This window comes from Longimicrobium sp., from assembly GCA_036377595.1.
In the GTDB taxonomy this organism is placed as follows: domain Bacteria; phylum Gemmatimonadota; class Gemmatimonadetes; order Longimicrobiales; family Longimicrobiaceae; genus Longimicrobium.
In genome coordinates, this window is sequence record DASUYB010000026.1 from 26,214 (window position 1) to 49,026 (window position 22,813).

The window sequence follows — 22,813 nt, forward strand, 5'->3', positions numbered from 1 at the left end:
CTATCGTGATGTGACGCCAAGCTCGGCCACGATCCGCTCGGCCACCGCGTAGGGCGATTCGTCGCCCGCCTCGAGCGCGGGGAGCGAATCGGCCAGGATCTCCTCGCCCCGCCCCGAGCGCCAGGCCAGCCGCTGCAACCGCCGCTCCACCACGGCGCGCACCCGCTCTTCCAGCCGCGCGCGGCGCCGCCGCGAAAGCTCGCCCGAGTCCCGCAGATACACCCGGTGGCGCTCCAGCGTTCGCGCCAGCTCCTCGATTCCCTCGCCGCTCTGCCCCACCGTCTTCAGCACGGGGATGGCCCACGCGCCGCTCTCGGCGGCCGCCTGCCGCGCCGACTCGCGCGCGTGCCGCCCAACGGTCTTGAGGGACACGCCGTGGTGCCCCGGCGCCGTGGGCGCGTCGCCGAGCCGCATGTGCAGCATCAGCTCGATCTCGTTCGCCAGCTTGTCGGCGCCGGGGCGGTCGGCCTTGTTGACCACGAAGACGTCGGCGATCTCCATCAATCCCGCCTTCATGGCCTGGATCGAGTCGCCGCTCTCGGGGACGAGCACCACCACGCAGGTGTCCGACGTTCCCGCGATCTCCAGCTCGCTCTGGCCGACGCCCACCGTCTCCATCACCACCCGCTCGAAGCCGTACGCGTCGAGCAGGTCGGCCACTTCCTTGGTGGTCGTCGCCAATCCCCCCAGCGCGCCCCTGGTCGCCATCGAGCGGATGAAGACGCCGGGGTCGGTGGAGATGTTGTTCATGCGGATGCGGTCGCCCAGCAGCGCGCCGCCGGTGAAGGGGGAGGAGGGATCGACCGCGACGATCCCCACCTTCTCCTCCGCCTTGCGGTACTCCATCGCCAGCTTCGACGTCAGCGTGCTCTTTCCCGCGCCCGGCGGGCCGGTGATGCCGATGCGGTGGGCGCGCAGCATGTCGCCGTGCAGGTCGTGCAGCAGGCGCTCGAAGCCGGGGCGCCCGTCTTCCACCATGCTGATGGCGCGGGCCAGCGCCGTGCGCTGGCCCGCGCGGAAGCGGTCGAGCAGCTCCTGCTCCCGCGATGTTTCCGTGCTCGCAGTCATCCGCGAAAAGTGCCGCGCGCGCGTGAGGTTCGTCAAGCGCGCGAACGCTCGTACGAACGGCGGGCGGGCGCGGAGAGGAGGGGAGATCTCCGTCCGGCGGGAGCACCGCGCCGCCCGCGCGGAGGGGAATCGCCCATCCCACACGCCGGCGAAATCGGCCGACTCCGCGGCCGCCGCGACACGTCCAGCTTGCAGGGTGCGCCCGATTGGGGGAACGCGACCGGTGCCGCGTTCCCCGCCCCTCGTCGCACGTCCGGCAGGGGCGGCGCGGTGAAATCGTGTGACGTCGCGGGCTGCATCGCCGTCAACCCGCGCCGGGGATCGCACCGGAGGCAACGAACCGCCAAGCCATGCAGCGTCGGGAATTGCACGATCGTCTGGAGAACGCGACCGTTTGCTCCGGCGGCGGTCTTCCATCTCCCGATAGCCCCGCCGGAGCGGCGAGCGCGCTTCGCCGCACCGTCGCCGAATTGACGTAGGTAGTTGCGGCATTACGGGATGTCCGATTCGCGACGGGCGATTGTGGGGATGCATCTGTTTGGGGATATTTCCTTGGGACAGCATACGTTCTACCCGCCGGATCCCACCCCGCGCGGGTGCTGTTCATGCCACGCAGCCCTCTTCCCGCGGGACCTCTCGATCCAGGATCGCCGACCCGTGAAGCCTGTCCTCGTCCGCGTTGCCCTCGCCGCCGTGGCCATGGCCGCCGCGGCGTGTGATTCGCCGTCCAGCGTCGTAGGGACGGACGCCATGGCCGGGCCGGCGGAAACCGCTTCTACATGAAGCTCCCCTGAATCCATCGAAACGGGCATGAACCCCATTCGCACCACGACCCGCATCGCCCTTGCCGCAGTGCTGGGGGCCGCGCTGGCCCCGCTGCCGGCGTGCGACTCGCCGACGCACCGCAGCACGCCGGCGCAGGTGGCGGCGGCCGGCGGCAACGCACAGTCGGCGCCGGCGGGCACCGAGCTGGCGCCGCTCGTCGTCACGGTGACCGACGGTTCGGGGCGACCGGTGGGCGGCGTGCCCGTGACCTGGGCCGTGGTCACCGGCGGGGGCACCATCACCCCGCTGGATTCGATCACCAACGCGCAGGGGCAGGTCTCGGCGCGCTGGCGGCTGGGGACGGTGGCGGGGCAGCAGTCGGTCACCGCGACGGTGGCGGGGCTCACCCCCGTCACCTTCACCGCCACGGCGAACGCGGGATCGCCGACGGCGCTCGTGCGCGTCTCCGGGAACGACCAGCAGGAGCGGCCGGGCTTCGTCGTCCCCGACTCGCTCGTCGCGAAGCTGACGGACGCCGCGGGGAACCCGATCGCCGGCGCGCTCGTCCGCTGGACGGTGTCGCCCGACGGCTCCATCTCCCCCGACACCACGCGGACGCGGGCGGACGGGACGGTGAAGGCGCAGTGGACGCTGGGGAGCTACGGCGCGCCGGTGGCCACCGCGGCCCTCGTCTCCGACACCACGGTGCGGGTGACCTTCACCGCGCGGATGCTGACGGGGATCCAGCTCGGCGCGCTCCCCGTGCCCAACACGCTGGTGGTCGACACGGCCACGCTCGAGGTGGAGGCGACGGGCCCGTACACCGTCACCAGCGTGCGCGCGATCTTCGGCACGCAGACGGTACCGCTGACGCTGTCGTTCACCCGCTGGAAGGCGCTGCTGAACTTCACCGCGCTGCCGCTGGGCCCCTTCAACGTGCGCATCGAGGCCACCGACAGCCGTGGCGTGGTGACGGTGCTGGACCGGCCGCTGCGGAAGACCACGCTCCCGACGCTCACGCTTCAGTCCCCCTCGGACTGGCAGGTGTCGATCGGCGGGCAGATCCGCTTCGCCGCCACCTGCACGACGCCGGATCCCAGCGGGTGCTACGTGGTCGTGTCCGATGCGAACAAGCCCGACGTGGCGCTGGCGCAGGGAACGGGGACGCTCGACGTGACGCTCAACTACTCGGCGCTCACGGGGACCAGCTCGCTGGTGTTCAACATCTGCGCGTACAACAACGCGGGCGGCGGGCGCTGCGTTCTGCGCCAGCACGTCTATCTCGTGCTGCGCGGCAACCTGACGGAGGTGGTGCGCGCGCCGGGCACCATCGTCGACTACGACGACACCCGCATCCTGTACGTCGACGGGCTGAACGAGAGGAACGCGCTGAAGGTGCGCAGCCGCGCCACCGGCCAGGACCAGCTGGTGGCCGACTCCAGCGCGCACATCGTGGATCCGCACCTGTCGCCCGCGGGTGTGGTATACGCCGCGATCCAGAACCTCTCCTCGCCCGAAGGCAAGACGGTGTACGAGTGGGTGAACGGCACGCGCAACGTCCTGGTCCCGACCGCGTCCGCATACATCGTCCGGGGCACCTGGCTGGTGACCACGCAGATCGCGGGAGCCGTCATGCGGCGCGACCTGGTCACCGGCGCGGAGGTGGTGGTGGCGCCGTCGGCCTCGTCGCTGGCGCTGGGGCCGAACGGCGACGTGGTGTACGTGCGCGAGGGCTCGGTGTGGCGGTACCGCGACGGGACCACGGAGATGCTGCGGACCGGCGCGCCGTACTCGTACGGGTTCGTGATGACCGACGGCGTGCAGGTGGTCTACCAGCCGTTCACCCTGGGCAACCTGAGCGCGAACAGCTGGGCCATCTACCGCCCCGCGGGCGACGTCGTCATTCCCGGCGTCACCCCGTGGCCCGTGGTGGGCGGGGGATACGTCGCCTACCGCCGCTCGAACGCGCTGTTCGTGCTCGATGCGTCGTACGTCGAGACGCAGGCCACGTTCACCAACGATCCTTTCGTCACGCCGGTGGCGGTGGGCGACAACGGCGGCGTGCTCTTCACCACGGCGCTCGACGAGTACTACCACGTGACCTATCCGCCCTATCCGCTGCAGCCCACCATCCTGGAGCGCCTGCAGACCTTCGCCACGTGGGAATGGCGCAACGGGCACTTCGTGGTGTTCATGGGCGGCTCGGTGCTCCAGGCGCCCTGACCGTCGGCGACAGCGATGAACGACGGAGGCCGGTGACGAGCTATGCCACCGGGCTCCTCCGCATGATCAGAAAAGAGATTGGGCTCACGCAGAGGTCGCAGAGGGCGCAGAGGATCGGCATCGGTTCCTCTGCGCCCTCTGCGGCCTCTGCGTGAGATCAAAGATCCTCCGTCACCGCGCCTTCTCCTGCGCGATCCAGAGGCGGACGTTGTCCTCCAGCACGCCCAGGGGGATCGAGCCGCTGCCGAGGACCACGTCATGGAAGCGGCGCACGTCGAACTTCGGTCCCAGCTCGCGCTCGGCGAGGATCCTGAGCTCGCGGATCTTCATCTGCCCCGTCTTGTACGCCAGCGCCTGCCCGGGCCACGCGATGTAGCGGTCTACCTCATTGGTGATGTTGGTCAGCGTCAGCGCGCTGTTGGCCGCCATGTAGTCGATGGCCTGCTGCCGCGTCCATCCCTTCGAGTGCAGCCCCGTGTCAACGACGAGGCGGCAGGCGCGCCACATCTCGTAGCTGAGCCGCCCGAACTCGCTGTAGGGATCGCGATAGAAGCCGACCTCCTTCCCCAGCGACTCCGCGTAGAGCGCCCATCCCTCCACGAACGCCGTCACCCCGCCGAAGCGGCGGAAGTTGGGGATGTTCTCCAGCTCCTGCTGCAGCGCGATCTGCAGGTGGTGCCCGGGAACGGCCTCGTGGCTGGCCAGCGCCTCGATCTCGTACAGCGGGCGCGACGGGAGATCGTAGACGTTCACCCAGTAGTTGCCGGCGCGCGTCCCGTCGCCGGCGGGCGGGCCGTAGTACGCCGTGGTGGTGCGCGGGGCGATGAAGTCGGGGATGGTCTTGATCCCGTAGCTCATCCGCGGCAGCCGGCCGAACAGCCGCGGCAGCTCGCCGTCCATCCGCTTGAGGAAGACGCTGTTCTTCTCCAGCAGCTCCTCGGGGGTGGCTACGTAGAAGCGCGGATCGGTTCGCAGCATCCGCACGAAGCCGGCGAAGTCGCCCGTCCACCCGGTCGACCGCATCACCGAGTCCATGGCGGCGCGGATGCGGGCCACCTCGCGCAGGCCGATGGCGTGCACCGAGTCGGGCGTGGCCGAGTCGAGCGTGGTGTACTGGCGGACGAGGAAGCCGTAGTACGCACGCCCGTTCGGCAGCTCGCCGGCCGCGAAGCCGGGGCGCGCGGCGGGGCGGTACTCGCGCTGGATGAACTGCAGGAAGTCGCGGTAGCCGGCGACGACGCCGTCCATGATCGCCGTCCGCCCTGCCGCCATCAGCGCCGCGCGCTCGCCCTCGGGCACCGTCGCCGGGAACTCGGTGAACGGCTTCCAGAGCAGGCTCCTGGTGGGATCGTCGACGATCTGCGGCGTGAGGATCCCCTCCATCCCCTCCAGCGACACGCGAGGCAGCACCATCCCCCGCCGGATCCCCTCGCGCATCAGCTCCACGTATCCCCCCTCGTACTGCCGGAAGGCGCGGAGGCGGGCGATATAGGTGCGGTAGTCCTCCGCGGTGCGCAGGGGGACGTTGTCGGGAAGCTCGGGGAAGCCGGTGTGGAACCCCTCGCGGTTGGTGATGGGGATGAGATAGTCGAGCAGCTCGTCGGACTCGATGTTCTCGCGCAGGTTGCGCTCGAAGATGTCGCGGTTGATCTGGTCCTCGCGCGGCAGCGAGTCGCGCGGGATGGCGCGCACGCGGGCCAGGAAGGCGCGCGCAGCCGCGTTGCGCCGCGCCGACGCCGCCAGGCCGACCTCGGGGAGGCGGTCGTTGAAGCGCCGGTCGCCCATCGAGGTGGCCAGCAGCGGGTTCTCGCGCAGGCGCAGCTCCCACTCCTCGTCGAACAGCCGGTGCAGCCGCTCGGACGGCGTCCCCTGCGCGGCCGCGGGCAGGGCGGTGGCGGCGGCCAGCAGCGCGGCGGCCGCGGTACGGCGGAGGGCTGGTTTCATGGGTCGGCGCGGGAGGTGGGGACGGGAACGAGGGAATGGGGACAGGACTCCAGCGTACCACCCCGCGGCCGGAGCCGCAACGCGGGCATCGCCGAAGATCGCGGGCGTCACCCCGCGGCGCGGGCGGAACGTGGGGGGAAGAAACGTCGCCGCCGCCACCCCTCCCCCGGCCCGGAACGTGCGGCAGGCGCGGGCAAAGAACGTCCTTTGACGCTCCGCGCGAGGCGCACTATCGTGGCCTCCGTGCCGCTCGGCCTGCCGTGCGGCATTCGCCCGCCCGCGGCCGGCGATCCTCCGCGGGCGGCGCCGGGCGGTTCCACCCTCAACCTACCGGCGGCGACCCCGATGAAACGGTTCCACCCGTTCTTCCTCGGCCTCTGCGGGCTTCTGGCCGCGTGCGCCGACCGCACCCCGCTGGCGGCGCCCGGCGACGACGCCCGGCGCTTCGACTGCACCGCCCTGGTGCGCGAGCAGCGGATCACCTGCGCGCCCGCCACGCCCGCGGGGATCCGCGGCGCCATCCTCGGCGGGCAGGGGCAGTACGTCCGCATCACCTCCACCAACGTGGCGTTCGACGCGGGCACCGGCACCTTCTCGGCCGACGTCACGGTGCAGAACCTTCTCCCGACCGCGATGGGAACGCTCGACGGGGTGAACGCCGACCCCGCCGGGTTACGCGTGTTCTTCCACGCCGGGCCCGCGGTAACCTCGGGGTGGGGGACGGTGACGGTGCAGAACGCCGACGGCACCGGCGTGTTCACCGCCGCGGGGCAGCCGTACTTCCAGTACCCGGGAATCCTGGCCCCCGGCGCCACCTCGGCCCCGCGGACCTGGCAGTTCCACGCCGACCCCGACGTGGCCTGGTTCGCCTTCACTGTGTACGTGTCCACGCACACCGCGCCCACGCTGGTGATCAGCGAGATCATGGCGCATCCCACCACCGCCTCGGAGCCGGCGGGCGAGTGGTTCGAGGTGCACAACCGCAGCCGCGACTCGATCAACCTGCAGGGGTGGACCATCGCCTCGGGCGGCGACGCGCCGCACGTGATCGCCTCGCCGGTGGTGGTGCCCAGCCAGGGATACGTGGTGCTGGGCGGCAGCACCAGCACGTCGGCCAACGGTGGGGCGCCGGTGGCGTACGCGTACTCCGGGATCGACCTGGCCAACGGCACCGGCGACTGGCTGGCGCTGCGCTCGCCCGCCGGGTTCACCACCGACTCGGTGGACTGGGGCGCCGCGCCGGCCGAAACCGCGTCGCCGCCGCCCACCGGGATCTCGATGGAGCTGGACTCGGTGGGATCCGACAACCTGTACCTGAGCGGGGCCGGCAGCCACTGGGTGCCCTCGCCGGTCACCTTCGGCACGGGGCAGAACGGCACGCCCGGCGCGCGCCGGCGGATCCCGCTGCGGGCCACCTCCATCGCCGCGGGGCTGCTCCACACCTGCGCGCTCGACACCGGCGGGCAGATCTGGTGCTGGGGGAGCAGCCAGGCCGGCCGGCTCGGCATCGGCTCCGCCACCGTCCCGGTGTTCGGCATCGACGCGCTGGTCCTGTCGCCGGTGCGCGTGGCGCAGCCGGCGGGGGTCACCTTCACGCAGGTGGTGGCGGGCTCGACCGACAACACCTGCGCGCTGACCTCCACGGGCCAGGCGTACTGCTGGGGATCGTCCGTGCCCACCGGCGCCACGCTGGCCCTGCGCACCACCCCGTCGCCCATCCCGCAGCCGGGCGGGCTGGCCTTCGCCTCGCTGGGGCTCATGGGCCGGAGCTTCGGCTGCGGCCTGGACGGCTCGGGCCAGGCGTGGTGCTGGGGGGTCGACGACGTCAACGGGTCGAGCGGGCAGGTGTTCGCCCTCACCACGCCCACGCTGCGCGCCATGCCCGGGCCGCTCGCCCAGATCTCGCGCGTGGACCAGGCGGAGTGCGCGCTCACCACCGCCGGACAGGCGTACTGCCGCCACAAGCTCACCGTGGGCGGCGACACGCTCTCGCTGGTGTCGCGGCCGGGCGTCACCTGGCAGTGGATCGACACCAGCGACCGCCGCTCGTGCGGGATCTCCACCCTCGGCCAGATGTTCTGCTGGGCGCCGGATGTGCGCGCGGTGGAGGTGATGGACCACCCGGTCACGGTGCGCTTCGCGTCGCTGGCGGTGAGCGGGCGGAACGTGTGCGGCGTGACCACCGCGGGCGAGGTGTGGTGCCAGGGCCCCGAATCTTCCACCGGCCAGCTCGGCGACGGCAGCACCGCCGAGAACCCCGTGCTGGCGCCGGTGGCCGCGCCGCCGGGGGTGACGTTCTCGGCCGTGGCGCTGTCGCGCAAAGGCCTGTCCGACTCCGTCGGCCAGGGATGCGCGCTGCAGGCCGTCACCGGGCAGGTGTACTGCTGGGGAAGGGGCGGCTACGTGGGCGACGGCACGCAGAGCCAGCGCAACGCGCCGGTGCCCATCTACCGCTGACGCTCGAGCGGTGGCGCAGGGCGCGGGGGGAGCTTCGGCTCTCCGCCCTGCGCGCTTCTCCCGCTCCAGGGCGGGCGATCCCATCCGGCCTCGAGCCGGCCGGCGGGAGGGGCGGAAGACGGAGATCGCGCGCTCCCCCTTGACGGCGGGCGGGGACGTAGATAGTCTTTGGCGCACGAAACGGGAGTCGCGTCCCCAGCCGTCAGCGCAGCACCGAGTCCGCAAGGGCTGGTCTGCGAGACGGGGTTGCCCCAGGAAACGGGGCGATCGGACGCGCCTCCCGTTTTCGTTTTGCCTCGAAACCGGTCCTCGTGATCGGCCGTATCGGAGGCGGCAGGATGCACGACGAACGACTGAACCGACGCACGAACGAAGAACCCGCGATGACCACCACCGTACTCGCCGCCGCCATCCGGATGCCGCACGCGGCATCCGTGGCCGCCCCCGCGCCGCATGCGCCCGGGGCCTCGGCGGAGCCGTGCGCCGCGGCGATGAGCCCCGCCGCGCGGGGACTGGACATGGGCGGGATTATCGCGCCGGCCGTCCGTGGCCGGCGGAATGGGACGGAGATCGGCGATCGATTCGGCGGCAAGGCGCGCTCGAGCGTCGGCAGTGCGTGGTACGGGCAGGATTCGGCACAACTCGCGGGAGGTGGTCCGTTGCGGGCGTAGGCATCCGCACCCGGACCTGGCGCTGTGATGGTTCGAGCGCCCCGCCTCCCGACGTGGAGGCGGGGCGCTTCGTCGTTCCGGCCCTCTCCCCGCGGCTCCGGTGACACGGACCCGCGCGGCATTGCAGCACCGGCGGGCCCACGCGGCCCGGCATGTTTGACAATCCGGGTCATGGGTTCTCGTGAGCTGGTTTCGCGAGGGGGAGGGCGGGCCGGACGGCCGGCGCCCGCACCATCACGTGGCACGCGACTCCCGGGACGGGGCGCGGCACGGCAGGAAGGTCCGCACCTCTCCCTCGCGACTCCAGCGCTTCCGTAGCTCAGCAGGCAGAGCGCGTCCATGGTAAGGACGAGGCCCGGGGTTCGACTCCCCGCGGAAGCTTGAAGCACACACACGGCGGTAGCTCAACTGGCAGAGCGCCGGTCTCCAAAACCGGGGGTTGGGGGTTCGATTCCCTCCCGCCGTGCTTCCAGGAAAGTGCGTGAGTGCGGAAGTGCGTCGGTGCGCTTCCGTCATGGTGCCATCGTCCAGCGGCCGAGGATACCGGACTGTCTATCCGGAGACCGGGGTTCGAATCCCCGTGGCATCGCTGTGGAAGTGCCCAGTGCCCAGTGCCCAGTGCCCAGTGCGCAGTGCCCAGTGCCCGGGGAACTGCTTTGCGGACATAGCTCAGATGGCAGAGCGCGACCCCGCCATGGTCGAGGCCGCGGGTTCGAATCCCGCTGTCCGCTTTTCAATCAATCGACAGGGACACGTAGCTCAGGGGTGAGAGCACTCGGCTGATATCCGAGCGGTCGGAGGTTCGATTCCTCCCGTGTCCATCTCAATGCGGTCCGGTAGCCCAGCGGCCGAAGGCGCCTGTCTCACACACAGGAGAGCGGAGGTTCGAATCCTCCCCGGACTACTTCCACGCCAGCGTAGCTCAGCCGGTAGAGCACTCCACCCATACTGGAGCGGCCGGCGGTTCGAATCCGCCCGCTGGTACTGCAAGTCACCACGAGACGCCGGGTTGGCAGAGAGGCCGATCGCGCCTGACTGTAGATCAGGAGCCCTGCGGGGCCACGGAGGTTCGAATCCTTCACCCGGCACTTCGGCGATTCATCAACCCCCGGGCGGGTAGCTCAGCCGGTAGAGCGCCTGACTGTTAATCAGGTGCGCGTGGGTTTGAGTCCCACCCCGCCCTCTTTTCGATCGCCATTGCTCGGTAGCTCAGGGGTAGAGCGGCGGAGTGAAGATCCGCGCGTCGGGGGTTCGATTCCCTCCCGGGCAACTCATCCTCCCGTAGCCAAGTGGGAAGGCATCGGTCTGCAAAACCGACAGCGACCGGGTTCGATTCCCGGCGGGAGGTCTGAACTGAAAGCGCCCAGTGCCAAGTGCCCAGTGCCCAGTTCGGTTTGTCGCCGTCGTAGCTCAGAATGGAAGAGCGCTCGCCTCGTAAGCGAGAGGTCCCCGGTTCGATCCCGGGCTTCGGCTCTGCGGGTGCTTGCGATGGATACATGGGGCCGTAGCTCAGCGGGTAGAGCGCTCCGTCGGCTGCGGAGAGGTCGAGGGTTCGACTCCCTCCGGCTCCACTGGGCACTGGGCACTGGGCACTGGGCACTGGGCACTGGGCACTGGGCACTGGGCACTGGGCACTGGGCACTGGGCACTGGGCACTTCCCTGGGACCGTAGCTCAACGGGAGAGCATCCGCCCTGCAAGCGGAAGGATGGGGGTTCGAATCCGCCCGGTTCCACTATCCACGACGACGAGATGTGCCCGCGCTCGGCGGGCCGACGCCCTTCCGGTTTCGGGAGCCGGGCGGGCGCCTCCTGATTCCCGGAGAGGTGAGCGAGAGATGCGACAATGAGCATGACGCTGGTCATCAGCCCGGGCTACCTGCCGATCTGCACCGTGACCGTGCAGCGCGCCGTGCAGCTGTACGTGGACGGCAAGGCCGAGATCGAGCGAGCCCACCCCACGCGCCGCTTCCGCTCGATGCGCCTGGTGGTGCCCGCGCCGCGCGTGCTGCGCCTGCGCGCGGACGTGAAGCTGCCCGCCCGGCTGTTCGGGGCGGCGCCGCTCGGCGGAAGCAACCAGAACCTGTTCGACCGCGACGGCCGGCGCTGCCAGTACTGCGGCCGCACCGAGGCGCAGGTTCGGCGCGAGGGGCACCGGCTGACGCGTGACCACGTCGTGCCCCTGTCGCGAGGCGGGCGGGACGAGTGGCGGAACGTGGCCACCGCCTGCGAGCCGTGCAACAACCGGAAGGCCGACCGCACCCCCGACGAGGCCGGGATGGCGCTGCTCGCAGAGCCGCGCACCCCCACGGCGTGGGAGCTGGTCCGCGCGCGCCACGACGACGTGGCCGAGCTCCTGGCCTTCTAGGGAGCAGGGAACAGGGAACAGCGGGATGGAGATGGTGCCGTCTTCGCTTGCTGTACCCCGTTCCCTGTTCCCTCTCCCCTGATGCCCTTGCCCTGGTGGAGGAATGGCAGACTCGCCCGGCCCAGACCCGGGAGGCCGCACCGGCATTGAGGGTTCGAATCCCTCCCAGGGAACTCGGATGCGTGGCAGGTACAGCGGAGAGCCGGCATGAAACACGATTCGACCGGCCGATCAGCTGTCCCCTGTACCTGTCGCCTGTCCACCGCAGTTCGCCCCCGTAGCTCAGCGGACCAGAGCGCCGGATTACGAATCCGGAGGTCCCGGGTTCGAATCCTGGCGGGGGCATTTCCGAGACGTAGCTCAGCTGGAAGAGCGCCCGCCCTGGGAGCGGGAGGTCCGCGGTTCGAGCCCGCGCGTCTCGACTGGTAAGAAAAATCCGGGAGTTTGGCTGATGCACCCCAGGCCGATCCCAGGCTGACGTCATCCTGAGGCCGGTCAGACCGTAATCAGCGTCTGTTCAAGAGCTTGCAGGCCGAAGGATCTATGATCGCGTCAGCACGTGATCGGGTCGGGCGCACCAATACTCCACCCAGGAGGGTGTGTGGATGACGGGACGTAGCTCAGCCAGGCCAGAGCGCTGGTTTCGGGTACCAGAGGCCCGCGGTTCGAATCCGCGCGTCCCGACTGGATGATGGATCGATGGAGGGTTGGCAGAGTGGACAATTGCGCGCGGGTGCTAACCGCGAGGGCCAACGCCCACGGGGGTTCGAATCCCCCACCCTCCTCTGGTTTTGCCCCCGTAGCTCAGAATCGGACAGAGCGCCGTAAAACTACGGAAACGGGTCACAGGCAGCGGGTTGCAGAGGCACAGAACACGGGTAGAGCCCCCAGTAGGGAAGCGGGTTTTCCCGGTCTGCCTGACTCTCCTCCGGGGGAGTGCGCGGGTTCGAATCCCGCCGGGGGCACTGCGGCACGATCCCGGGGAGGTTGGCAGAGCGGCCGATTGCGCCCGTTTCGAAAACGGGAGCCCCACGCGGGGCCGGGGGTTCGAATCCCTCACCTCCCTCCATCCCCATGCGCCCGTAGCTCAGCGGAGCAGAGCGTCGGTTTCCGGCACCGAAGGCCGCAGGTTCGAGTCCTGCCGGGCGCATCCAATCCCCATCCCCGAACGTAATCTCCATCGCCGGCGCAGCGAGAACCCGGACCCGGGACCGATTTCCCTCCCCACGCCCTTCCTCGATCCCCCCTGCTGTCTCTTGCAGTCTCTCGAGATCGCCGCGCGGTCCGCCCCGTTCCGCGGGGTGGACCGTGCGGCAGCCCGCCTCGCGCACGGACGGGTTGCCATGGCGCAAAAGGGCGCGTAAGTTTCTGCCACCCATCCGCTTCAAGCTGATTCCGCGGCCGTGGCCCGCGTCCGGCGCATCCCCCGCGCCAGGCAAAGGGCCGGGGACTTCCGGCATTGCTCGACCGCTCCTGCATCATACCCCGATGACCGATACGCTCATCCCGGCGCCTCCGGCGGCGCCCCGGACGACGCGGCGCATGCGCGTGCGCTCGCCGCGCGACTGGCCGTTCGCGTGGAAGCTGCGCGCGGGCGTGGCCGTGCTCCTGCTCGTCGCCGCCGTGGGCGCGGTGGCCATGCTGGCCGCCGTGCAGCGCGCCCGCTCGCTCACCGGCACCCTCACCGCGCGCGACATGGCGGGGCTGGGGCTGATCCTGAACATCGACCGCGACGGCTACCAGGCCCGGCTGGCGCTGGACCAGGCCGCCCACGCGGCCACGCCGGAGGAAACGAAGAAGGCGCTCGACTTCTACGCCGAGAACATCGGGCAGACGCAGGAGCGGCTGAACCGCTACCGCGCGCTCCCCGACCTCCCGGCCGACCGCCGCGCGGTGGCCGAGCAGGCCACGGCGGAGCGCGCGCGCTTCGCGGAGATCGGCGCCCGGATGGCCGCGCGCCTGGCCGCCGCGCCCGTGGGCGCCGGCCGTGAGAATCACGCCGAGGAGGCCGCGCTGCAGGCCAGCCTCGACTCTTTCCGCGTGTTCCTGGGCCAGCTCGAGGACGCGCAGCAGGCCTCGGGCGACGCGCTCGGCGCCTCGGTGGCCGCATCGGGGACGGCGGCGATGGCGATCGGGCTGGCCTCGCTGCTGGTGCTGGCGCTGACGGGGTACCTGCTCAGCCGCGTGCTGCACCGGGGCGTGGCGGGCCCGGTCACGCGCGTGGCCGAGGCGGCGGGGCGGATCGCGGCGGGCGACCTGACCGGCGCCACCCTTCCCGTTTCCAGCCGCGACGAGGTGGGGGTGATGGCGCGCTCGTTCAACCGCATGACGGGCGACCTGCGCGCGGTGATCGCCGAGATCCAGCGCACCGGGGCGACGCTGGCCTCGCACAGCGCGGAGATCGCCAGCCTGACGGGCGAGACGCGCACCGGGGTGGAGCACCTGAACGGCGCGGTGGCGCAGATCACCGCCGGCGCCGAGGAGCAGTCGGCGGCGGCGCAGCACGTGTACGGGCAGACGGGCGAGATCTCCGGCGCGCTGGGCAACATCGCCGCGGGAACGGAGCGGATGGCGGCGTCGATCCGCGACAGCGTGGCGGCCGCGCGCGGCGGCGGCGAGACGGTGCGCGCCATCGCCCGCGCCACGGGCGACCTGGGGCGCGTGGCGGTCGAGAACACCGAGCAGGTGCGGCGGCTGCAGCGCCACTCGGCGCGCATCGAGGAGTTCGTGCGCGCCATCACCGAGGTGGCCGAGCAGACCAACCTGCTGGCGCTGAACGCCGCCATCGAGGCCGCGCGCGCGGGCGAGGCGGGGCGCGGCTTCGCGGTGGTGGCCGACGAGGTGCGCAAGCTGTCGGAGAGCGCGTCGGGCGCGGCGTCGCACACCGTTTCCGTCGTGGCCGAGATGCAGCGCGACATCGACGAGACCGTGGTCTCCATCGAGCGCAGCGCGGCGGGGGTGCAGGAGACGGCCGGCCGCGCGGCCGAGGTGGGTGGCGCGCTCGACGCCATCTTCCACGCGCTGGAAGAGAGCGAGCGCGTGGTGCAGGGGCTGGCCGACGAGACGCGCACCATCTCCGGCCGCGTGAACGAGACGGCGGGGATGATCGGCGACGTGGCGGCCGTGGCCGAGGAGAACGCCGCGTCGGCGGAGGAGATGGCCGCGCTCTCCGAGCAGCTGGAGGGCACGATGGCCTCCATCTCCCTGCTGGCCGGCGGCTCGCGCGCGGGCGACGGCGCGGACTCGCTCAACGTACTGGCGGAGCGGCTGTCGTCGCTGGTCTCGCGCTTCCGCGTGGCCGAAGGCTGATCTAAACAGATTGGGCTCACGCAGAGTCAGCAGGGTAAGCAGTGAACTGCGGTTCAACTGCTAACCCTGCTGACTCTGCGTGAGCCCAATTCTTTTCCTGGTCTGACGCTACGCGCGGCAGTAGGCGCGGACGTGGTTGATCCGCACGTCGGTGGCGACGGTGCCCATGCGCACCAGGTACTCGGAGGCGCCGTAGCGCGGCGAGCCCGGGTGCCAGTTGTAGGTGTATCCCAGCCGCGTCCAGGGATATCCGTTCGGTACGCGCCAGCGGGTGAGGAACTGGCTGGAGATGAAGCTCACGTGCCGCGGATCGACGCCGTCCGGGAAGTGCTGCCCGCACTCGGCCTGGATGGTGTCGCCGCACGGATAGCGCGTGGTGACGGCGGGGTCGGCGACGGGACGGAAGAGGGCGGCCACCGGCACCGTCATCTCCACCATCAGCGTGTCACCGCCGGAGGGCGGCAGGCCGAGCAGCTGGTTCAGCCGCAGCCGCAGCTCGTCGGGCGCGAAGCCGCGGCACGAGTCGCGGACCTCCGGCACCAGCGTCACCCACAGGTTGATGGGGATGCTGTCACGCCCCGGCATGTAGCCCGGATAGCTGGTGAAGGTGACCACGCGCACGTTCCCGTTCGCGTCCGGCTGCGCGGCGTTCAGCGGCAGCACGTGGTCCGCCCGCCACACCGCCGCGTCGTCGATCGAGCGCTGGTACAGGCTGTCGAGCGGCATCCCCACCGGCGACGGGCCGGAGGCGAGCGGCGGCGTGCACGCGGCGCTCGGCATCACGGAAACGAGCGCGAGCGCCATCATGTGGATCTTCATGGAGTTCGTCAGGTGGGGGATAAAGAAGATGGTATTTCGGCGAGAATCACGTCACAGCAATCGAACCAGCCGCGAGCGAAGCGAGCCCGGGTCCCTCCCCCAGTCGGTTTTGGGGGAGGGACAGCCGCGAAGCGGCAGGGAGAGGGCCCCCCGCAGGCGTCGCGTCGCGGGACTGATCCCGTCAGATCGAGACCGCTACTCCCACTCGATGGTCGCCGGCGGCTTGGAGCTGACGTCGTAGACCACGCGGTTGATCCCCTTCACCTCGTTGATGATGCGCGTGCTGATGCGCGCCAGCACCTCGTGCGGGAAGGGATACCAGTCCGCCGTCATCCCGTCGCGGCTGGTGACGGCGCGCAGCGCGCACACGTTCTCGTACGTCCTGAAATCCCCCATCACCCCCACGCTGCGCACGGGAAGGAGCACGGCGAACGCCTGCCAGATGTCGTCGTACAGCCCCGCCGCGCGGATCTCCTCTAGGTAGATGGCGTCGGCCTGGCGCAACACGTCGAGCTCGCCGCAGTCGATGGCGCCGAGGACGCGGATCGCCAGCCCCGGCCCGGGGAAGGGGTGCCGCCCCACCATCTCCTCCGGCAGCCCCAGCTCGCGGCCCACCTGCCGCACCTCGTCCTTGAACAGCTCCCGCAGCGGCTCGATCAGCTCGAACTTCATGTCCTCCTTCAAGCCGCCGACGTTGTGGTGCGTCTTGATGGTCGCCGACGGGCCCTTCACCGACAGGCTCTCGATCACGTCGGGATAGAGCGTCCCCTGCACCAGGAACCGCGCGTCGTGGCCGATGCGCGCGGCCGCCTCCTCGAACACGTCGATGAAGGTGTGGCCGATGATCTTCCGCTTCTCCTCCGGCTCCTCCACGTCCTTCAATCGCCCGAGGAAGAGCTCCGACGCGTCGATCACCTCGAGCTTGATTCCCATGTGCTGGCGGAAGGTGCGCTCCACGCTCTCGCGCTCGCCCAGCCGCAGCAGACCGGTGTCGACGAAGATGCAGGTCAGCCGGTCGCCGATGGCACGGTGCACCAGCGTCGCCGCGACGGAGGAATCGACGCCGCCGCTGAGGCCGCACACCGCCTGCGCCTCGCCCACCTGCCCGCGGATGCGCCGCAGCTCGTTCTCGATGAAGCTTCCCGCCGTCCAGGTGGGCTGGCACCCGCATACGCCGAACACGAAGTTCGACATGATCTCGGCGCCGCGCGTGGTGTGCGCCACCTCGAGGTGAAACTGCACGCCGTAGATGGGCCGGTCGTCGGCCGCGAACGCCGTCCAGGGAATGCCTTCGCTGCTGGCCAGGAGATGGAAGCCGGGCGGCGGCTGCACGATGTGGTCGCCGTGGCTCATCCAGGCCTGCGTGCGCTCGCCCACCTCGAAGCCGTCGAAGATGCCGCTAGCCTCACGCACCTCCACCTGCTGGCGGCCGTACTCGCGCTTGCCGTGCTCCACCACGCCGCCCTCGAGGTGGGCGATCAGCTGCATCCCGTAGCACACGCCGAGGACCGGGATGCCCATCCGCAGCAGCCCGGGGTCCGCCGTGGGTCCGTCGCTGTCGTAGACGGAGGAGGGGCCGCCGGAGAGCACGATCCCCTTCGGCGCCCACTCGCGGATCCAGTCGAGCGGGCGGGTGGGGGGATGGATCTCGCAGTACACGCGCTCCTCGCGGATCCGCCGCGCGATGAGCTGCGTGAACTGCGAGCCGTAGTCGATGATGAGGATGCGGTTGGGATCCACGGAGATGCCGTCGGCGTGCGCGTCAGGGAGATGAGGTCGCGAGGCGGGAAGATACGGCGTGGCAGGCGGGACGAAAACCCGGCGGTGGGGAGATCTACATCACCGCTGCGATGGATTGATCGGTGCGAGCCGCGGGGCCCTCTCCCTGGCTGCCCGGCGCGACTCCCGTCGCGCCCGGACAGCCTGTCCCTCCCCCAAAACCGACTGGGGGAGGGACCTGGGCGCGCTGCGCGCGCGGCTACTTTGATGGTCGAACGTGGTGATCGGGTGCTCGACTGCGTCCGTCAGGTTCGCGCGCCAAAGCACGCGTGCTCGTCGATCACGTAGCGATCCACGTAAGCACTGGCTTTCTCGCCGCGCACGGCCTGCTGCACGATGTAGAGGGTGTCTCCGCGGAATGCGGTGTACGGCTGCGCGTCACGTGAAACGGGAAGCTCGCGGTCCACGCACGCACGCGAGAAGTCGGCGGAGAGGAGGGTGAGGAAGACGCGCGCGGTGATCAGGCTGCCGTCGATCGTCTGGTCGTAGTACACGAGGGCGAAATTCCCGCCCGGCAGCCGCGCGATGCGGAACAGCACCGAGTTGGCGCTGAACTGTTCGGGAAAGTCGAGGTGCTCGATGGAGTGGACGAGATCGGGCATCTCGCCCTTTCGCGCGCGCACGGGCACGCGCAGGGTGCGGATCTCCGATCCGTCGGGACGGAAGAACGTAAGGCGGTTCAGCCCCTCGTAGCCGACCAGGACCGTGTCATTCCAGGCGGCGACCTCCGCGCCCGAGTAAATCCCCGCCAGCGGCGCCGACTGCGTGAACTGCGCGGGGATGGAGCCCAGGCCACGCACCTCGCCGTCGCCGGGCTCCCAGACGCCCACGCTGGTCTTCCGCTCCACGTCCAGCCCGCCCAGCCACAGCCGTCCGCGGTCGGGCACGATGGAGGTCGGCACGCCACGGAAGCGCACGCTGGCGCGGAAGGCGCCGTCGTCGCGGCCGAAGCGCGTCAGCCGGTGCGCGCCCACGTCGGCCACCACGATCTCGTCTCCGGCGACCTCCACCGCGCCAGGATCTCGCAGCTCGCCGGGACCGTCGCCGCGCCTGCCGTAGCCGCGGAGCAGCCGGCCGTCCGCGGAGAAGCGCAGGACGCGTCCCAGGAACGCATCCGTCACGTACAGGCTGCCGTCCCCAGGATCCACCGCCAGCGCGGCCGGGCGCCCGAGATAGGCGGTATCGTTCTCCGTCAGCGTGAGCCTCGCGAGCGATCGCACCGTCGGCTGCGGAAGCGCGGTGCCGCGCCTCGCCTCGTGCTCGCCATCACCGCGCGCGCAGGAACCGGCCGCACCGAGCAGAACAACGGCGATCAGCTTGCGCATCCACATCTCCAGCGTTGCCCCGTGAACCAGGAGCGCCGCCCCCGACGGCGTGGAGATCAGCGTCTCACGTCGTGCAGGGACACGAGTACTCGACCGGATTGCAGCAGGCGGGGCAGCGATTGTGGCTGTCTTTCCAGCGCGTCTTGAACTTGCACCCTTCGTCGAGCATGTCCTCCTGAGCGGTCAGCAGCCGGGGCCCCGCCGCGGCCAGCATCAGCAGCGCCGCCGCGGCGAGGCGGAAACACTTCGTCTTCATGCTCATCGGCTCCTCCTCGCGTGAACGTGGTGCCGGGGGGCGGCACTGGGCAAAAGACTGGCGGGAACCTCCAGGAATCCAGGATGCGGGCGTCACGACCGCCCGGGCGATGCCATCCGCCGGTACAGGGCCGAACGCAGGGCTCGCGGCCGCACGCGGTCGAGCGACACGAGGCGGCCGTTCACGAGCAGCAGCTCGGATGGAGCCGGCGGTGCGTCGATCGCATCCAGCAGCTGCCGCCGTAGGATTCCATCCGCGCGGATGTGGTGCGTCGCGAGCTGCGTGCGCTCGGCGCTCGTGGGCTCGCGCGTGAACACCAGCGCGAATGCGCCGACGTGCCGACGTCTCCACTCGAGCCAGGGCTGGAGGGAGCCGCTGCACACGAACGTGTCCGACGGCCGGTAGAGCAGCACGACAGCCGTGTCGGCGCGCGCGACGAGCGAAGCAAGGGTGCCGCCGCCCACGATCGGGCGTTCAGGGAGACGGGATGAAGCGCGGGCGCACCCGGAAATGGCGGAAACGGCGACCATGGCCATCGCGGCCATGCGCCGCACCACGCATGGGAAGGAGCGGAGACGAGTCGAAGAGAGGCGGATCTTCATTACGAGCCCGCGCCGGACGAGGCCACTTTCGCTCAAGAATATGCGGATTGGGTGCGGTTGACGCAATCGCCTCGTTACGATCCGATGCGCTGATGCTCCCCTCCTCCCCACAGCGTCACGGCAGGATCAGCGACCCGTCCTCCGCGAAGGGGAAGGCGGGGTTCCAGGCCACCTCCCACGGGTGGCCGTCGGGGTCGGCGAAGTAGCCGGAGCGGCCGCCCCATTCCGCGTCCGCGGCGGGGGTGAGGAGACGCCCGCCCGCGCGGACGGCCAGCTCCAGCGTGGCGTCGACCTCGTCGCGCGCGCGCACGTTGTGGGCGATCGCGATGCCGCCGAACTCCTTCCACGCCCCGCGCCGGTCCGGGAGGCTCGCGTCGCGCGCGAGGCTGGCGTGCGAATACAGGGCGAGCACCACGCCGCCCGCGCGGAAGAACGCCACCTCCCCCTCCACGCTCGCGCTCGACGGCGTCCACCCCAGCCCGTCGCGGTAGAAGGCCAGCGAGCGCGCCAGGTCGTCGACGCCGAGCGTGATCAGGCTGATGCGCGGCTCCATCCCCAAATCTCCGGAAGGTGGGTGAACAGATGACCACTCGGCGGGCGGTGCGGACGGGCGCGGAGCCGCCATAACACCCGCCAGGAATTCCGAAAAACTGGAACTCGCGATCCGCGGCCGGCGAGCCTGTCCACGGCGCGCGGTTCGATCTCCGTCAGAACGGCGCCGCGCGGGCCGTTCTTCCAGCGGTGGCAGGGAATTCATGTCCCTGCCGCTGGGGCGGAAATGGGCCACTCGCGAACCCGCCGGGAGGGCATTGCGCGGCCGCTTCCGCGGCACCATTTTCGCGTCCTTTCGCACGCACCCTTCGGACCCCCGGCCGGCCACCCGCTCGCCCCCGGTCCGCCACCCGTAAGCGCCGTACCCGCAGGACCGCCGTGACCACCCGCACGCTCGTCCGGGCGCCGCTCTGCGTCGCGCTCGCCGCCTCCCTCACCGCCTGTTTCCGCACCCCTTCGCCCGAGACCGACGCGGGCGCCGCCCTGGTCAAGCAGCTCGCCGGCGCCGGCGAGGCGCACGCGCAGGCCGCCGCGCCGCCGGCGCTCCCGGCGCGCGCCCGATCGCGTCCCGACGACCCCGCGCCGCCGGTGATCCGCGGGATCTACGTGAACGCCTACGCGGCGGGCAACCCCGTGCGGCGCAAGGAGCTGCTGGCGCTGACCGACAGCACCGAGCTCAACACCTGGGTGGTCGACGTCAAGGACGAGGACGGCGTCCGCTATCCCAGCGCGCTGCCGCTGGCGGTGGAGGCCACGCACGTGCGCAGCATCCCCATCCGCAACCTGCGCGGGCTGGCCGACACGCTGCGGGCGCACGGGATCCACCCCATCGCGCGGATCGTCGTCTTCAAGGACCCGCGCCTTTCCCGCGCGCGGCCGGACTGGTCCATCCGCCAGCCCAGCGGCGGGCTCTGGCACGACAAGGTGGGCAACACCTGGGTGAACCCGTGGGACCGGCGCGTGTGGGACTACAACCTGGCCATCGCCGAGGAGGCGGTGCGCGCGGGGTTCCGCGAGGTTCAGTTCGACTACGTGCGCTTCCCCGAGGCCTACCGCTCGCTTCCCACGCAGGTGTTCCCCACGGCGGTGGGGAAGAAGGCGGACGCCATCACCGGCTTCCTGGCCGAGGCCGGCGCGCGGCTCCATCCGCTCGGCGCGTCGATCACCGCCGACGTGTTCGGGCTGACGATGAACGACCCGCTCGACGTGGGGATCGGGCAGCAGTGGGAGCGCGTCTCGTCGACGGTGGACCACGTACTGCCGATGGTATATCCGTCGCACTACTTCCCCACCCACCTGCCGGGGATCCGCCGCCCGAACCGGATGCCGTACGAGACGGTGTTCGCCTCCGTGGGCCAGGGGGTGATCCGCAGCCGGCGGCTGGAGTCGGCGGGGGTGAAGTCGGCGCGCATCGTTCCCTGGCTGCAGGCGTTCACCGCGACGTGGAACGACCGCGCGTTCCGCTACGGCCCCGCGCAGGCGCGCGCGCAGACGCAGGCGGTGTACGACCTGGGGCTGGAGGACTGGATCTTCTGGAACCCCAACTCCAACTACGACGCCGTCGCCGCGGGCTTCGAGCGCTCCGCCGTGGGCCGCGCGAAGCCTTTCGTCCCGCCCGTGCACATGGCCAGGCAGGTCGACGTCCTGGACCGCGAGGGCGCCGCCGCCGCACGCCAGTTGGTGGCATCGCAGCCTTCCGGCGCGCTGGGGCAGTAGAGGATCTCACGCGGAGACGCGGAGACGCGGAGGAGTCGGGCGCATTCCTCCGCGGCTCCGCGGCTCCGCGTCTCCGCGTGAGAATTCTAGTGCTGGGGGGCGACGTGATTGTTGGTCGGGAGATGGACGGCTACCATGAAGGGTGATCCCATCCCCCCCAACCCGTGAGATGACGATGAGCCGCCTGACCCTCGATCCGTCGACGCTGCGCGTGGAGTCGTTCGAAGGCGTCGTCCCCATCATCATCGGGGCGGGCGGAGAGACTTATCCCGACTGCCCGACGGCGACGGGGTGCACCTGCGTCGACGCCTGCATCTCCATCGTCCGCCCGCCCTGCCAGGAGACGGTCGCCGTCGCCACGGCGTAGCGACTCGTCGCGCCGGCGAAAACCGTCGCGTGGGCGAACGGGGGCTGGGGGAAGATGCAACGTCGGCGTCTTCCCCCTTCTCCATCCCTGCAATCCTCCGGATCGGATCACACCACAGCGGCGGGGGCGAGCTGCTGCATCATCCCGAAGACGTCGTTCTCGACCCAGTCCTCCGCAACCTTCCCGTCGGCAAAGCGCAGCCAGCTGATCCCCGTCCAGCGGGCGCGGGCGCCGCTCGGCTCCACGCCCAGCAGCGGGCCGCGGTGCGTGCCCTCGGCGGTCCAGCGCACGCACACCACGTCGCCCGCGGCCACCGTCTCGTGCACGGTGAAATGGAGATCGGGGAACGCGGCGAGATAGCCTTCGATCACGCCGCGGATGACGGCGGGGCCGCGGGCGTCCTCGGGCCCGCCGGTCAGGTGGAGGCGGTAGTCGGGGGCGAACAGCTCGTCCACCACGCCCAGGTCGCCCGCGTTCATGGCGGCGAACCAGCGCAGGGCGAGCTGGCGGTTGCGTTCGGTCTGGTCGATCGGCATCGGAGGCTCCGAGGGCTGCGGGGATGTGCGCTCGTCGAGGAGCTTACGCCGCCCGGCA

Annotated in this window: 16 protein-coding genes and 21 tRNA genes; 28 read left to right on the plus strand and 9 right to left on the minus strand. The window is 70.8% G+C overall.

The genetic code is table 11. The features are described 5' to 3' along the window. Positions 1 to 1,068 (minus strand): methylmalonyl Co-A mutase-associated GTPase MeaB, encoded by a 1,068-nt coding sequence (gene meaB / locus VF092_04225; GenBank protein HEX6746499.1) that lies wholly within the window; start codon positions 1,066 to 1,068, stop codon positions 1 to 3. An 810-nt stretch (positions 1,069 to 1,878) separates the two neighbouring features. Here meaB and VF092_04230 point away from each other — a divergent pair. Beyond that, the gene (locus VF092_04230) at positions 1,879 to 4,056 is read left to right on the plus strand and encodes an Ig-like domain-containing protein (GenBank protein HEX6746500.1); all 2,178 of its coding nucleotides are present in this window, start codon (positions 1,879 to 1,881) and stop codon (positions 4,054 to 4,056) included. Positions 4,057 to 4,227: 171 nt separating this feature from the next. On the opposite strand, the gene VF092_04235 is transcribed toward VF092_04230, so the two are convergent. Continuing rightward, entirely contained in the window at positions 4,228 to 6,000 is a 1,773-nt protein-coding gene (locus VF092_04235; GenBank protein ID HEX6746501.1) for a DUF885 domain-containing protein, read from the minus strand. Between the two features lie 345 nt (positions 6,001 to 6,345). Here VF092_04235 and VF092_04240 point away from each other — a divergent pair, with 345 nt between their 5' ends. From VF092_04240 to VF092_04360, 25 genes are all read left to right on the plus strand, one after another. Next, on the plus strand, positions 6,346 to 8,457 hold the full coding sequence (locus VF092_04240) for a lamin tail domain-containing protein (GenBank protein HEX6746502.1): 2,112 nt from the start codon (positions 6,346 to 6,348) through the stop codon (positions 8,455 to 8,457). Between the two features lie 338 nt (positions 8,458 to 8,795). Next, positions 8,796 to 9,128 carry a hypothetical protein gene (locus tag VF092_04245; protein HEX6746503.1) on the plus strand — a complete coding sequence of 111 codons (333 nt, stop codon included), beginning with the start codon at positions 8,796 to 8,798 and terminating at the stop codon, positions 9,126 to 9,128. 308 nt (positions 9,129 to 9,436) lie between these two features. Then, a tRNA-Thr gene (locus VF092_04250) sits at positions 9,437 to 9,509 on the plus strand. Between the two features lie 12 nt (positions 9,510 to 9,521). Beyond that, positions 9,522 to 9,594 (plus strand) — tRNA-Trp (locus VF092_04255). Between the two features lie 50 nt (positions 9,595 to 9,644). Next, positions 9,645 to 9,717 (plus strand) — tRNA-Asp (locus tag VF092_04260). Between the two features lie 69 nt (positions 9,718 to 9,786). Beyond that, a tRNA-Gly gene (locus VF092_04265) sits at positions 9,787 to 9,859 on the plus strand. Between the two features lie 17 nt (positions 9,860 to 9,876). Next, positions 9,877 to 9,949: transfer RNA gene (locus VF092_04270), tRNA-Ile, on the plus strand. A gap of 9 nt (positions 9,950 to 9,958) precedes the next feature. Beyond that, positions 9,959 to 10,032: transfer RNA gene (locus VF092_04275), tRNA-Val, on the plus strand. Between the two features lie 7 nt (positions 10,033 to 10,039). Then, positions 10,040 to 10,112, plus strand: a tRNA-Met gene (locus VF092_04280). Positions 10,113 to 10,131: 19 nt separating this feature from the next. Then, positions 10,132 to 10,216 (plus strand) — tRNA-Tyr (locus VF092_04285). A 22-nt stretch (positions 10,217 to 10,238) separates the two neighbouring features. Beyond that, positions 10,239 to 10,311: transfer RNA gene (locus tag VF092_04290), tRNA-Asn, on the plus strand. 15 nt (positions 10,312 to 10,326) lie between these two features. Continuing rightward, positions 10,327 to 10,398, plus strand: a tRNA-Phe gene (locus tag VF092_04295). Positions 10,399 to 10,403: 5 nt separating this feature from the next. Beyond that, positions 10,404 to 10,476 (plus strand) — tRNA-Cys (locus VF092_04300). A 51-nt stretch (positions 10,477 to 10,527) separates the two neighbouring features. Next, positions 10,528 to 10,601: transfer RNA gene (locus VF092_04305), tRNA-Thr, on the plus strand. A 25-nt stretch (positions 10,602 to 10,626) separates the two neighbouring features. Further along, positions 10,627 to 10,699: transfer RNA gene (locus VF092_04310), tRNA-Ala, on the plus strand. Positions 10,700 to 10,790: 91 nt separating this feature from the next. Further along, positions 10,791 to 10,862 (plus strand) — tRNA-Ala (locus VF092_04315). 110 nt (positions 10,863 to 10,972) lie between these two features. Then, positions 10,973 to 11,494 (plus strand): HNH endonuclease, encoded by a 522-nt coding sequence (locus VF092_04320; protein ID HEX6746504.1) that lies wholly within the window; start codon positions 10,973 to 10,975, stop codon positions 11,492 to 11,494. Between the two features lie 90 nt (positions 11,495 to 11,584). Then, a tRNA-Leu gene (locus VF092_04325) sits at positions 11,585 to 11,667 on the plus strand. A 98-nt stretch (positions 11,668 to 11,765) separates the two neighbouring features. After that, positions 11,766 to 11,839 (plus strand) — tRNA-Arg (locus tag VF092_04330). 4 nt (positions 11,840 to 11,843) lie between these two features. After that, positions 11,844 to 11,916, plus strand: a tRNA-Pro gene (locus VF092_04335). Between the two features lie 187 nt (positions 11,917 to 12,103). Then, positions 12,104 to 12,178, plus strand: a tRNA-Pro gene (locus VF092_04340). Between the two features lie 17 nt (positions 12,179 to 12,195). Further along, positions 12,196 to 12,279: transfer RNA gene (locus tag VF092_04345), tRNA-Ser, on the plus strand. Positions 12,280 to 12,475: 196 nt separating this feature from the next. After that, a tRNA-Ser gene (locus VF092_04350) sits at positions 12,476 to 12,563 on the plus strand. 7 nt (positions 12,564 to 12,570) lie between these two features. After that, positions 12,571 to 12,644: transfer RNA gene (locus VF092_04355), tRNA-Arg, on the plus strand. Between the two features lie 338 nt (positions 12,645 to 12,982). Beyond that, a complete protein-coding gene (locus VF092_04360) occupies positions 12,983 to 14,803 on the plus strand; it encodes a methyl-accepting chemotaxis protein (GenBank protein HEX6746505.1) in 1,821 nt (606 codons plus the stop codon). A 108-nt stretch (positions 14,804 to 14,911) separates the two neighbouring features. On the opposite strand, the gene VF092_04365 is transcribed toward VF092_04360, so the two are convergent. The 6 genes from VF092_04365 to VF092_04390 form a co-directional block, all read right to left on the minus strand. Next, positions 14,912 to 15,622, minus strand: a complete 711-nt coding sequence (locus VF092_04365; GenBank protein HEX6746506.1) for a hypothetical protein — start codon at positions 15,620 to 15,622, stop codon at positions 14,912 to 14,914. 195 nt (positions 15,623 to 15,817) lie between these two features. Beyond that, positions 15,818 to 17,362 (minus strand): glutamine-hydrolyzing GMP synthase, encoded by a 1,545-nt coding sequence (guaA, locus tag VF092_04370; protein ID HEX6746507.1) that lies wholly within the window; start codon positions 17,360 to 17,362, stop codon positions 15,818 to 15,820. Positions 17,363 to 17,646: 284 nt separating this feature from the next. Beyond that, entirely contained in the window at positions 17,647 to 18,726 is a 1,080-nt protein-coding gene (locus tag VF092_04375; protein ID HEX6746508.1) for a hypothetical protein, read from the minus strand. A 64-nt stretch (positions 18,727 to 18,790) separates the two neighbouring features. Continuing rightward, positions 18,791 to 18,988, minus strand: a complete 198-nt coding sequence (locus VF092_04380) for a hypothetical protein (GenBank protein ID HEX6746509.1) — start codon at positions 18,986 to 18,988, stop codon at positions 18,791 to 18,793. Between the two features lie 86 nt (positions 18,989 to 19,074). Continuing rightward, positions 19,075 to 19,527, minus strand: coding sequence for a hypothetical protein (locus VF092_04385; GenBank protein HEX6746510.1), 453 nt, complete (start codon positions 19,525 to 19,527; stop codon positions 19,075 to 19,077). A gap of 172 nt (positions 19,528 to 19,699) precedes the next feature. Beyond that, complete coding sequence (locus tag VF092_04390) at positions 19,700 to 20,137, minus strand: VOC family protein (GenBank protein ID HEX6746511.1); 438 nt, start codon at positions 20,135 to 20,137, stop codon at positions 19,700 to 19,702. 377 nt (positions 20,138 to 20,514) lie between these two features. On the opposite strand from VF092_04390, the gene VF092_04395 reads away from it, so the two are divergent. Then, positions 20,515 to 21,852, plus strand: a complete 1,338-nt coding sequence (locus tag VF092_04395; protein HEX6746512.1) for a putative glycoside hydrolase — start codon at positions 20,515 to 20,517, stop codon at positions 21,850 to 21,852. Positions 21,853 to 22,027: 175 nt separating this feature from the next. Beyond that, positions 22,028 to 22,219 carry a hypothetical protein gene (locus VF092_04400; GenBank protein HEX6746513.1) on the plus strand — a complete coding sequence of 64 codons (192 nt, stop codon included), beginning with the start codon at positions 22,028 to 22,030 and terminating at the stop codon, positions 22,217 to 22,219. A 107-nt stretch (positions 22,220 to 22,326) separates the two neighbouring features. Here the strand turns inward: VF092_04400 and VF092_04405 are convergent, their stop codons facing one another. Continuing rightward, positions 22,327 to 22,755, minus strand: coding sequence for an ester cyclase (locus tag VF092_04405; protein HEX6746514.1), 429 nt, complete (start codon positions 22,753 to 22,755; stop codon positions 22,327 to 22,329). Positions 22,756 to 22,813 lie beyond the last annotated feature (58 nt).